This window comes from Nitrosopumilus piranensis, assembly GCF_000875775.1.
Classification (GTDB): Archaea; Thermoproteota; Nitrososphaeria; order Nitrososphaerales; family Nitrosopumilaceae; genus Nitrosopumilus; species Nitrosopumilus piranensis.
Genome location: NZ_CP010868.1, coordinates 1567138 through 1579658, shown reverse-complemented (window position 1 = coordinate 1579658; position 12521 = coordinate 1567138). Strand labels below are relative to the sequence as shown.

11 protein-coding genes are annotated in these 12521 nt (G+C 35.5%); 4 read left to right on the top strand and 7 right to left on the bottom strand.

What is annotated here, in order from left to right; genetic code table 11:
• Positions 1-52: 52 nt before the first annotated feature.
• Entirely contained in the window at positions 53-919 is an 867-nt protein-coding gene (locus NPIRD3C_RS09545; protein ID WP_148703922.1) for a 50S ribosomal protein L10, read from the bottom strand.
• The gene (locus NPIRD3C_RS09540; protein WP_148703921.1) at positions 912-1574 is read right to left on the bottom strand and encodes a 50S ribosomal protein L1; all 663 of its coding nucleotides are present in this window, start codon (positions 1572-1574) and stop codon (positions 912-914) included. The genes NPIRD3C_RS09545 and NPIRD3C_RS09540 overlap by 8 nt, the downstream gene beginning before the upstream one ends.
• Before the next feature lie 357 nt (positions 1575-1931).
• On the opposite strand from NPIRD3C_RS09540, the gene NPIRD3C_RS09535 reads away from it, so the two are divergent.
• The 3 genes from NPIRD3C_RS09535 (at position 1932) to NPIRD3C_RS09525 (ending at position 4349) form a co-directional block, all read left to right on the top strand.
• Positions 1932-2534, top strand: coding sequence for a hypothetical protein (locus tag NPIRD3C_RS09535; protein ID WP_148703920.1), 603 nt, complete (start codon positions 1932-1934; stop codon positions 2532-2534).
• A 307-nt stretch (positions 2535-2841) separates the two neighbouring features.
• The gene (locus tag NPIRD3C_RS09530) at positions 2842-3534 is read left to right on the top strand and encodes an A24 family peptidase C-terminal domain-containing protein (RefSeq protein WP_237087660.1); all 693 of its coding nucleotides are present in this window, start codon (positions 2842-2844) and stop codon (positions 3532-3534) included.
• A gap of 92 nt (positions 3535-3626) precedes the next feature.
• A complete protein-coding gene (locus tag NPIRD3C_RS09525; protein ID WP_148703919.1) occupies positions 3627-4349 on the top strand; it encodes an RAD55 family ATPase in 723 nt (240 codons plus the stop codon).
• A gap of 53 nt (positions 4350-4402) precedes the next feature.
• Here the strand turns inward: NPIRD3C_RS09525 and NPIRD3C_RS09520 are convergent, their stop codons facing one another.
• The 3 genes from NPIRD3C_RS09520 to NPIRD3C_RS09510 all read right to left on the bottom strand — a co-directional run bounded on the left by NPIRD3C_RS09520 (position 4403) and on the right by NPIRD3C_RS09510 (position 6633).
• Positions 4403-4795 (bottom strand): hypothetical protein, encoded by a 393-nt coding sequence (locus tag NPIRD3C_RS09520; protein WP_148703918.1) that lies wholly within the window; start codon positions 4793-4795, stop codon positions 4403-4405.
• Positions 4796-4925: 130 nt separating this feature from the next.
• Complete coding sequence (locus tag NPIRD3C_RS09515; protein ID WP_148703917.1) at positions 4926-5489, bottom strand: archaellin/type IV pilin N-terminal domain-containing protein; 564 nt, start codon at positions 5487-5489, stop codon at positions 4926-4928.
• A 583-nt stretch (positions 5490-6072) separates the two neighbouring features.
• On the bottom strand, positions 6073-6633 hold the full coding sequence (locus tag NPIRD3C_RS09510) for an archaellin/type IV pilin N-terminal domain-containing protein (RefSeq protein WP_148703916.1): 561 nt from the start codon (positions 6631-6633) through the stop codon (positions 6073-6075).
• A gap of 182 nt (positions 6634-6815) precedes the next feature.
• Between NPIRD3C_RS09510 and NPIRD3C_RS09505 the strand changes: the two genes are divergently transcribed.
• A complete protein-coding gene (locus NPIRD3C_RS09505) occupies positions 6816-9413 on the top strand; it encodes a hypothetical protein (RefSeq protein WP_148703915.1) in 2598 nt (865 codons plus the stop codon).
• Positions 9414-9495: 82 nt separating this feature from the next.
• On the opposite strand, the gene NPIRD3C_RS09500 is transcribed toward NPIRD3C_RS09505, so the two are convergent.
• Together NPIRD3C_RS09500 and NPIRD3C_RS09495 are read right to left on the bottom strand one after the other, a co-directional pair.
• Complete coding sequence (locus tag NPIRD3C_RS09500; RefSeq protein ID WP_160272927.1) at positions 9496-10287, bottom strand: RAD55 family ATPase; 792 nt, start codon at positions 10285-10287, stop codon at positions 9496-9498.
• A gap of 135 nt (positions 10288-10422) precedes the next feature.
• Positions 10423-12486 (bottom strand): Vgb family protein, encoded by a 2064-nt coding sequence (locus tag NPIRD3C_RS09495; protein ID WP_148703913.1) that lies wholly within the window; start codon positions 12484-12486, stop codon positions 10423-10425.
• Positions 12487-12521 lie beyond the last annotated feature (35 nt).

Below are 12521 nucleotides of genomic sequence, written 5' to 3'. Positions count from 1 at the left end.
TTTTTTGTAAATTGCCACTTGGGAAAATTTTGATGACTAAAAAACTGGTCAGTTATGCTGGAGTGTAATCTTTTGCTTGTCCAGCAACTGCTCTTGCTTGGGCATCTGCCTTTTGCAAGATTTGCTCTTTGGTCTCATCAGTCATGTATCCTGATTCAACAGATACAGAACGTGCAGATTGTGCTGCCTTTGCCAAGATTTGTTCGATGTTTTCTGGAGTGACATATGCTGCCTCGATAGATAGTGAGATTGCTTCTTGGTGTGCTTGAGCAAACTCGTTTCTTATCTTCTCGACATCAATTATCATCTCTTCTTCAGAATACTTGAGTCCGTCTTCTAGTGCGGTGTATAGTGAAATTCCAGCTTCTACTGGTTTGATATCTAATTTACCTAAAATTGCTGCAAGTTTCTCATTGATTGCCTCTCCCTTCTTTACTGGTGTAGAGTCTTTTGCAATCCAGATTGTACCTTGGTCAATCTTTGTTGGAATTCCTGCTTCCTTGAATTCTGTAAGCATTGGTCCTGGTGCAATTCCTGTGTTCTTTGCTGGAACCACGATATCGATACTTGCAATGTCTCCGCCTCTTGCCATCATCATGATTTTGTTCTTTGCCAAAAGTACGTTAAGCTTGAATGGTGACATGTTTGTAAACATGAGCATGATTTGTCCCTTGAATTCTCCAATCATGTCTTTCATTCCTGGAATATCTGAATTCTCTAATGCTTTTTGTGCAACCTTGTCTTTGATGCTGAAAAACTCTACATCCTCTTTGAGAGTTTTTCTTAAAGGTAGTATTTGGGTAGAACGTACCTTGCTCATCTTGATGACTGCCATCACTTTGTATTTTTTTGGCAACTCTTGTAATTGCTGATAAATCTGAGTTTTTCTTTTAGGATAACTGGTTCTATTTTCATGCATACTTCTTCTTGACCTCTTGAATCTGTTTGATTGGTTTTCCCATTGTTGTCTTGATCATTACTCTTTTCATGTTCTTCTCACCGTTTGGTAGTTTCTTTTCAATTGCACTTAGTACTGCATGTGCATTAATTGCCAAGTCTGCATCATCCATTGATTCGTCTCCGATTTTACATGAGACTGAAAGTGATGCTCTTGTTCTAACTTTAATTGATGATCTAAATCTTGCCAAAAATGATTCGATAGGTGCATTAAATGGAACTGGTGTTGGCATTTTTCCTCTAGGACCTAATAGTTGACCCAAAGTCTTACCAACTGTTGGCATAATTTGTGTGTCTGCCAAAAAGAAATCATATTTGTTGATAAATTTTCTAGACTCTCTTTTGTTTGCTCCAAATTTGTCTAGTTCTTCATTTCCGATAACAGAGTCTGCCTTGGCAGCTTTTGCCTTGGTTCCCATGTCTCCTGTTGCAATAACACATACTGTTGCAGGTGAACTAGTCTTTGGAAGCTGAACTACTTCGTTGAGTGCAAATCCCTTCTTGACGTCAATGTCTTTGAAATTGACAATCAACTCTATTGACTGCTTGAACTTTTTTGCCTTTGTTGCAGCCTTTGCCTCCTTTATCATATCGACTAGCTGGGGCTCTGTAATCATTACGAACAAATTCGAGAAAGCCTACTTAAAATCGTTTAGCGGATATTGATAACCCCCTGAAAATAAAAACCATAGATAAAACCCTCAATTCCTGAGCAAGTCCTTGTATTGGATATCTATCCGCTCTCAACAATATCGTTTTTCAATTACACAGTTTCTTCAAGTCAATTATGTGGCTAATTGAGCACAAGATCTATAAATCTTGCAAAAATCTGCTTAATATTGCAAAAAATTAATAGATATGCCCAAAAATTTTATTAGAAAATAGATTTTATACTGGTTTTAACTATTTTTGATAAATTACTATGTGATTTTTAGAATGATCAGTTATTATAGTATGAACTTATCTTAAAAAATATGTCTGAAACCACATCTGTAATGGACGGTACAGTTAAGGAAAGAATTTCGAGCATTTTTGGAAAGTCAATCACCAAAAAGGTAGAAGACAGACTTTTTGAGAAATTCGGGATCAGTCTAAGTCAAGGAATAGAAGAATATGAAAAACTCGATTTTGTGTTTAGAGAGTTTTTTGGCAAGGGTGCAGACGGAATAAAAGAAAAGATCCTCAAACAACACGATAAAGAAAAAACAAATAGCAACCAATCATGGGTTACAATTAATGATCAAAATGTTTGCAGTATAATTCTAAATGCCTTTGGAGATCCTGAAAAAAAGTCTATTTTGGAATCTGCATTTGAACCTAAGATTGTCAGTCAAATAATAAGTGAGTGTCATCTACCGCAAACTTCTGGATACAGAAAAATTAATGAACTAATGGATGAAGGGCTATTGATAAAAAAAGGCACTATAAACCACAGAAGCAAAAAGATCAATTGTTATTGTACTGTCTTTTCTGATCTTGATATCAAGATGGATGTCAAATCAAGGAGTATGACTGTTAAAGCCAAACTAAATGTGACAGAAAAAAACAATCCTATTCTAAATGTAATTTCATATTAAAACAATTTAGATTATTCAAAGAATACATTAATACTATCATTGACGACATCTTTTTACTTTTTAACTAGAATATTCTCATTAAATCCTCTTTTTGATTTTCACCGTATCTCATATCACCTGTAATTTTTTATGCAAAACTTGATGAACAAAATAATTTATAAAAAATTTCAATGATTTAACGCAAAATTATTTTTTATAAAATATCAAAGTGATGATTTTTTCTATGTACTGGAAACTAGTATCTAAAAACTGGATTCAAGATGAAATCAAGATATATGTTTTTAACTAAAATTATCCAGTATGTTACATGTATTCCTCGATTGAAATTGAGATTGTCAGGATTTTAGTTGCGCTAGTTATGCTAGTTTTGGCATCAACGTTGGATTTATGGAAACGAGAGATTCACGATATTTTTTGGATTCCTTTTGGTATTGCTGCTGTAGTTTTTGTGTTCATTGATGATCCGCTAAATAATCTGGTTGCTGTGGGTATATCCCTAATCGTAGTTCCAATATTGTTTGCCATGTGGAGGATAGGATTTTTGGGAGGTGCTGATTTTATTGGAATAGCAGTATTGCAAACACTAGTTCCTTTTTCCATTTTTTCAGACAACATAGTAACTCCCTTCACAGTTCTATCAAATGCTGCATTATTTAGCTCAAGCATCTTTGTAGTAAACCTAGCAAGAAACCTAATTGCATTATCAAGGAATCATAACATTTTTGATGGTTTTAATGAAACAAAAAGCAGAAAGATCCTAGCTATGCTTTTTGGTCATAGGGCAAAAAATCCAAAATTTAGTTTTTCAATAGAGGATGAACACATGGGAGCAAAAATGTTTAGCTTTTCACTTCATCACGCAGAAAAGACAGAGTATTGCACCAAGAAAGATACATGGGTATCTACTGGCATTCCATTTATTGTCTTCATAACAATTGGATTCATTGCTCAGATATTTTTGGGCGACATAATCCTAAACAGTTTTGGTTCATGGATTTAATTTCAAGAACCTGAACAAGTAAAAATTCCAATTTCTTTTTTACTTGAATGCGCACTACACTCTTAATAAAGGACTAGTAACTAGTTCTAGCTGTGGCGGAATTAAGAATTCCTACATTAATTCCAGGATTTGATGAATTAGTTGATGGTGGTATTCCAATAGGTAGTTTGATTTTACTTGCAGGAAATACGGGTGCTGGAAAGACTTTGTTTTCATCACACATGATAAACTCAAACTCAGAAAATTCAAAGAGCCTTTACTGTGGTTTTTTTGAAAGTAAGGAAGACATAATAAAGAATGCAAATAACTTTGGATTTAATTTTTCAAAATTTATCGATGAGGAAAAATTAGTAATATCTGAATTTTTTCCAATTCTTGAGGAGGGAATCACTACAATTATCTCAGAAATAGAAGCAGAAATTGAAAAGGTTCAACCCTCACTATTGGTAATAGACTCAATATCAACACTTGCAGGAGATTTAAAAAATATTCAGGAGATGAGGATCTTTTTAAAAATGATACATTCCATAACAAAATCAAAAAATATCACAGTTATTTTAATCTCAGAACTTCCACTAAATTCTAAAAAGATGGGATTAGGGGTAGAGGAATTTATTGCAGATGGCATAATAATTATGAAGTATGCTCAAATTAGAGAGAAAATAAGAAGATGCTTGGCAGTTTTAAAGATGCGAAATACTCATCACAGCATGGACATTTGGGAGTTTGAGATAGGGAGCAATGGAATAAAACTAAAGCCGGCATTGCAAAAAGATGACATGCTAGTAATATCAAATAACATGCAATTTACCTAAAAAATCAAACCCTGCTACCTACAAACATGTTTGTATTGTATTCTGGGAAAAAATTATTTATTTAATTTGCTATAATCCCGTAAGAACTTGGGTTTGCCTGAAGAACCAATATCAAAGAGATCATGATTTATTTTGACTAACTCACTTTGGATAAAATCTTTGTCTTTTTCTGTAAACAAGCCCTTTAGGTTAAATTTGTAATCAAAGAGAATACTGATGACATCACCTTTTGGTGCCTCTTTTAATGAGATTTTGAGATTGGTTTTAGAGTCTTTAATCTTAGTTGTAAGTAGTCCTCCTTTACCACGTTGTACTTCCATGTAAAACGGCTCTTCTACTGTAATTGTTTTATAGCTCATTTCAATTATGGAATTTTTCAACACTTCAAAAACTTTTTTGATATCACCATTGACAAGAATTGAATTGTAAAGTGTATATTCAACCATATTATTATTATCGGCAATGAAACATATTTAGTTTTGCTATTTTGAAAAAAATAATTCAACAAAAATAATTCAACAAAAATAATTCAACAAAAATAATTCAACAAAAATAAGGTTGTTGGCAGATGGTGTCTTAACCAAGCTCTCTGCCAATCTGAATTTTTTCTGAGACTTCTCCGTTGCCAGTACTTATCTGCATTAGACCGTTTCTACCGATTTTGATTTGATCCGTCATATTAAATATCACGGTAGCTTCTTCACCAGCTTCTAAGACTTGATCACTGGCATATCCTGTATTGTCTGCAATGCTATATTCGCCACTATCAGCTTTTGCGGATCCACTAAAAGTATATTCGGTTCCTGCAAAGGTTACTGTAACAATGTCAATTGGATTTGTTCCTGCATTTTGAACATGTACATTAACTATGTCATTAACTGCAAGAAGACCTGCACCAGGTGTTATTCCAGAAAAACTTGACATAGATGTTCCATTATGAAATAATCTAGCTGCAGTATCTCTGGCATCGTATCCAGTAATGATTAATGATTCTATTGCAGCTGGAGTGTTTAGTTGCTGTTCATTAAAGACACCTGAAGAGAATGTAAAGACTAGTGTGCCGCCGACTACTGCGATTGCTACTAAAAGTATTGTCGCTATAACCGGTGCTACTGCCCTACGAGATGTAGTGTGATTCATTGTTTTGTTATATCTAAAAATCTATTTAAAGATAACTATCTGTCTATGTTTAGTTATGCCATCTTACCTGGCGTTTAGTCTACCTTTTGTACCTGCCAAAGGTTGGGATGTGATTGACATAGGTTTTGTTAGTAGCAGAATAAAGATCTGGAAATCCATTATATTCCTTCTTGACTCGTATTTTGTATGGTCTCATAAACTTGTTATTTACTATAAACATCATTTCCACATTTTTTAGTACTTCTAAGCATGTGTAAGATGATATAATTATGAAAAATTTGATGGTCATCAAACATACTGAATCTTCCTTTTTTATGCCTCTAATCACTTTTTGCAGTCACGAAATTATTCATTGAATCCTCACTTGCCACGTTGTACTTCCATGTAAAACGGCTCTTCTACTGTAATTGTTTTATAGCTCATTTCAATTATGGAATTTTTCAACACTTCAAAAACTTTTTTGATATTACGTTAACAAGAATTGTAATATTCAATCTTTCTGGGATTAGAAATGAAATATGCTTGGTTTTCCTATTTTAAAAAAATAATTTAACAAAAATAAGGTTAATTGGCAGATGGTGTCTTAACCAAGCTGTCTGCCAATCTGGATTTTTTCTGAGAATTCTCCACTGCCAGTACTTATCTGCACTAGGCCGCTTCTGCCAATTTTGATTGGGTTTGCCAAATCCACAATTATGGTGGCTTCTTCACCAGCTTCCAATACTTGATCAGATGTTAGTCCTGAATTGTCTGCAATATTGTATGTTGATGATGCGGCTGTGGCACTAAATGGATATGTGGTTCCTGCAAAGGTTACTGTAACAATGTCAATTGGATTTGTTCCTGCATTTTGAACAAAAATCCAAACTTCATCATTAGCTGCAAGAAGACCTGCACCTGGTGTTGCTACTCCAGTTACACCTGATACAGATGTTCCATTGTGAGCTAATCTAGCTGCAGTATCTCTGGCATCGTATCCAGTAATGATTAATGATTCTATTGCAGCTGGAGTGTTTAGTTGCTGTTCATTAAAGACACCTGAAGAGAATGTAAAGACTAGTGTGCCGCCGACTACTGCGATTGCTACTAAAAGTATTGTCGCTATAACCGGTGCTACTGCCCTACGAGATGTAGTGTGATTCATTGTTTTGTTATATCTAAAAATCTATTTAAAGATAACTATCTGTCTATCTTTACCAAAACACAAGTAAATAGTAAAAATCATTTTACTCACTATCCCTGAAAATATCTCCAAATCCTTTTAAACGAACTGACCTGAATTTAATCGAATAACATTTGCTACAAAGTCATCAGTTTGGTTTAACATTGATCATTTTTTCTGTATTTATAGTAGCAACTATTGATAACACTACTGCACAAACTCCTGATGATTTTAGCATACAACTAAAACTGATCCCATCCACAGTAGAATCAGGAACAACTCAACAAGTGGTAGGATATGTGGGAGTAATTGACAAGAATGGAATACTTGCAAAACCATCAGATCAAGTTAAAATAAATCTTGAATCAGATAACCCACTTGTTGCCTCTGTACCAGAATCTATAACTTTATCCGAAAATACAAGTTATCAAAAATTTCAAATTGATACAGGAAAGACAGGAATTGCAAAAATTACAGCCAAATTAAATGATCAGATGGTAAGCAAGGATTTTAGAGTAGGGGAAACTGTCGGAAACATTCCAAGTGATTCGAAGCTTCACATATTGTTGCCAACTGATCAAATCCATGTAAATGGAGAGATGCCTTTATCTGTGTTTTTTACCAAGGATGAAATACCACTGGAAGTTCCAAAAGACATACCCATCTCATTTGAATATGAAAATGAATTATTAAAATTACAACAAAAGAAAATTACCATAGAAAAGGGAACCGTTTATGGAATTAATACAATCACTGCACTAGAAGAAACTGGAACTGCATTTATCAGAGCAAGTGCACAAGACAAAAAATTTGATGTCGTAAATAACGTTAAGGTTTCATCTGTTAACCCATCATCCATAAAGACATACGTATACCCAGATAGAATTGCTCAAGAGACTGAAAGAAATATTGAGATCTTTGTAACTCTGAGAGATTCTGAGGGATTTCCAGCAATTGCCACTGAAAATGTTCCGTTAGATATTATTTCAGATAATACTGCTCTATCAATTGCAATAGATGAGGCAATGAAAAACAACAGGCCTATGATCAAGAAAGGTGAATTCGGATATCATCTTACTCCAGAATACATCTTTCCAAACAAACCGCATAATTATACCATTTCTGTAAGCTCAAGTGATTACGGTCTTGATTCCCAGATTTTTGATATCGTAATACCCTTAAGCGCTGATGATCCAAAAGCAGAAGACAAAATATTGAGACTTTTTATTCCGCCGGAATTACCACGAGGAGCAAAATCAATAATGGCCTATCAAATTACTGCCATTGAAGATGATGATGACGATCCACCTGGACAAAGAGATCTAAATGATGATGAAGATGAAGATGATGAAGAAATAACTGTAAGGACTATAGATGATTTGAGCGAGCTTGATGAAGATGATGAACAACTCGGTCCTGATAATTTATTCCCAGTTCAAGCAGACACTAACTATTCTATTATGAAAAGTGCACTTGAAACCTCTTCTGACAACTTGAGAGTGACAAGCAGCAACACCAAAATTGTAAAAATTGAAGATTCTGGAGAAATTGTGGATAATTATATTTTACCACATTCATCGTATGGCAAGGCAGTTATTTCCACAGGACAGCAAACAGGTGAGGTAACTATATCAACATCATTAAAGGGGCTTGCAGTAGGATCGACTACAGTAAAGGTTGTAAATCCCGTAGAGCCAATTGACACAAAAATATTCTCGCCTACTGGGCAAACTCTTGTTTTTGATAGAACTGGAAAGGTGGAACTATTTGTTTTGCCTATTGACCCACGTGACAGGCCCACTAACTCTGAAACTGGGTTAAAATACATTCTTTTACCAATAAATGAAATAGTAACAGTTGCCCCACAAAAAAATTTTGCAAACATAACTTTGTTAAGTAAGGATTTAGCAAAATCTAATCAAACTGAAATTACTGTTACTCCAATTGGAGTAGGATCTGACTCTAATCTAGAAAGTACGTCAAGTTTTGATATGATATCTTCATCTTCGAAACTAAACATATCGATGCCTTTTGAAAAAATCTCGGCAGATAAACAACAAATTCCTTTAGTCATTAGTCTTACAGACTCATTTGGAAATCCAATAACCCTTTCGGAGAATATTGAAATTTCTGTAGAATCTTCTGGCAATAACATTGTAGAAACTCCAAACCAAGTCACACTGACTGCCGGTGAATCATTTGTAGAGGCATTGTTTACCGTTGTTGGAAATATGGGAGAGACTGAGATTATCATAAATTCAAATGTCTTTGAATCCGCAAGTACTGCCATAATTGTTGGAGAAGATGATGCATTTGAGAAAAGACTGAGTATCTTTGTAGACTATCCGCTGGAGCCTCTAATGATTAATCTTCCATCAGAAATAACAATCAACATAGATGATGAGGACTTGAATGCAGTAGACAGTGCAAGAGTTAGATTAATTCCACAGGAAGGCTCTGCAGTTTTTCCCACCAGTGTTAGAACAGATGAGGATGGAAAGGTATCTGTTTTGTTCACACCTGGAACTTCCCCCAAGAGCACTTTGACAATTCAAGCTACAAAGGACGGTTACTTAGATGACGAGGATGTAGCAGAGTTTTCAACAATCAGCGATGGTTCCATGGAGGGAGAAGATTTGTCGTTGGTGTTTATGTTGGGGGTTTCCATCATAATTGTGGTAGTGGTAATAATTGCGATTATTATTATGCGTAAAAAAAGGCAACCAGAAGAAGAATATGAGGAATACGAAGAAGAAATCTAAATCTTTCAAGCGTGATAAAAATTACTGTTCACTACATTGAAAATTTAGAAATTACTTGTTAGTTGCACAAACTCAAAAAACTTTAAGAAATTCTTCTTATCGTCTCAGTTGACAAGCCACTCTTTCTTTGTGAAAGTCGAATTATTCTCTTTCTTGGAGCCATGTCTCGTACTTTTTGTATTGTAAGTATGTTCTCAATTGTTTCTTCCCTTATGTTTGCTGTAAATTCAAAGACAGAGTCTGCTGAATCTTTGATTCCCATGATGTCAACTTTTTCATGTACATCTTCTGTTAGTATAATAAAATGAACACCTCCATATTTTCTTGCAAAGCTTTCAATGTAAAGGATAGTATTTTGTATCTCTGAGATGGGATATGATCTGATCAAATCTCCTAAGTGAATTACAGTGTTTCGTCCATCAGAAATAGTTTCATTTAGGTGATTCATCAAATTTGCAAGAGTATCGCCTAGATCGATTTTTTGCTCTAGTGGGTTTTCTGGCATAGCGTTTACTATCTCTACTTTGTCTGAAGGTACAGCACGTCCAAATACCCAAGTTCCATCATCGACAAATTTTTGTATGTCCATATTGCTAAACTTCATGTCCTGAATTATGTCCTGACTAGGAACCGTAGATGTATAGTAGGCAACCTTTTGTTTTGAAATAATATTATTGTAAAGAATCTGTTGTACAAATAAACTTGCACTACTTCCCAATTGACCTGAAACAAGATATAGGTTTCCTACAGGAAGTCCCTGTCCTAATGCATCATCAAATCCCGCAATTCCTGTTTGTATTGTCTGCTTTTGCTCTACTGCAAACTCTTGGGTATATTCTTCTTTTCGTCCTTCAGAACCAAACACTGATGCCATTTTCATTCACCTTTAAGGATCAATAGAACCAAAGAAGGTTATAAACAATGATCGGTAAATAATTTTTGACTAAGTTGGCATTGGTGCCAAATAAAACATACCTGTTGAGTGTAATGATGGCTCAAAATATTTGATTTATGGCTCCCATTTACAGTTGAAATCATTATCTGACCCGCCTGCTGAATCTCCAGGTCCTTGAAATCGTAAAATATTATTTGGAGCCTCATTTGATACAAACAAACGCCCGTTGGGGCCAAATGCCACATCTATTGGGTTGTTCAATCCCCCTGCACCTGGAGTAACAAACTCTTCCATAAACGCCCCAGTAGAACCGTTGTATCTCATTATACTATCTGTATTATGGCTTGCTACATAGAGATTATTGTCTGGACCAAATACAATTCCTTGTGGATTATCCAGTGAACCACTGCCACTGGTTACAAACACGTCTATGAACGCCCCAGTAGAACCGTTGTATCTAAATATGGCATCATTGATTTCTCCTGCTACATAGAGATTATCATCGGGACCAAATGTTAAACCCGTAGGGTTGTTCAGTCCGCCGCTACCATCCGTTACAAAAATACCCATAAACGCACCAGTTACACCGTTGTAGCGGAGAACTTGATCTGTAAGTCTGCTAGATAGGTAGAGATTTCCATCTGGTCCAAATGTGATAGAATGAGGATCATTCATAGAACCAGAGTCTGTACTGACAAAAACACTGATAAATGCTGCCGGGGAAAGAGCTACTTCTCCACCAGTATACTTGAGAACATTCTCTGATGTTTCACCAACTACGTACATGTCTCCTGCAGAACTAAATGTCACATCGCTTGGAACATTCAGTCCAAGACCTGCTTTCATAAATACAAAATCGAGCAGACCAGTGGTGCTATCATATTGAATGACCTCATCAGTATTTAGACTGGCAACATATAGATTTCCTGATGAAAATAATAATCCATGTGGATTATCCAATCCCCCACTACCCCCAGTTACAAAAATATCTATAAACGCACCAGTTATGCCATTGTAACGCAATACAGAGTCTGTTATTTCAGAAGTAACATAGAGGTTACTGTCTGGACCAAACGCTAAATCGCTGGGGCTGTTCAATCCCCCACTACTGTCAGTTACAAAAGTATTGATGAATGCACCAGTTACACCATTGTAACGCAATACAGAGTCTGTTATTTCAGAAGTAACATAGAGATTACTGTCTGGACCAAATGTGATTCCCCTGGGTTTATTCAATCCCCCACTACCCCCAGTTACAAAAATATCTATAAACGCACCAGTTATGCCGTTGTAACGATATATAGCATCTTTGTTGTCACTTGCAACATAGAGGTTGCCATCTGGACCAAATGCAATACCTGAAGGATTTGTTAGTCCGCCACTTTGGGAGGTAACAAAAGCACTCAAAAATGTTCCAGTTATACCGTTGTAGCGCAAAATTTCATCTGTGAGCCTACTTGCCACATATAGATTACCATCAGTACCTATTACCATATCAACTGGAGAATCTAATCCACCACTACCTGCTGCAACAAAATCCCCTACAAGATCACCTGCTATGTCAAATTTTCTGATGGCATCAGAATTTTCTCCAGCAATGTAAAAATTCCCCGTCAAATCTTTTACAATGGCTGAGGGTTTGTCAAGATCCCCACTGATAAATCCCTCGAATATGTCAATATCAAAGTCCCCCGTAATTGTATCATATCGCAATACGTTATCCGTATTTTTACTTGCCACATATAGGCCTCCGTCTGGTCCAAATACAATTCCTTGTGGATTTGTAAGTCCTCCTGCACTCGCAAATATTCCTTTGAATGTTCCTGGTTCAATTATAGGTCCAACTTTTTGAGAGAATGATTTTATTTTGCCAGTACTGGTTACAATTTTAAGATCATATGAATTCTGTGCAAACAAAAGTTTGTTGTTATCTAAAATGTCAATGGTTCCACCTATAGGCGCGTGCATATCCTTGTAATCAATTTCGTAAAAAGTTACAGGAAAGTTTGTGTCTGATTGATTTACAATCCATATGGACCTGAATTCAAGTGGGGATGCACCTGTATTTGTAACATCTAGATGTAGGCGATTGTCAAAATCATCTATGCAGAAATCAATATCAAAATCATCTTGTATTTTTTGAAGAGTTAATTGTGCAACATCTTGATGAGTATCCACTAGATTTTTCTGCAGCGAGAAAGCTGCAAATAGTG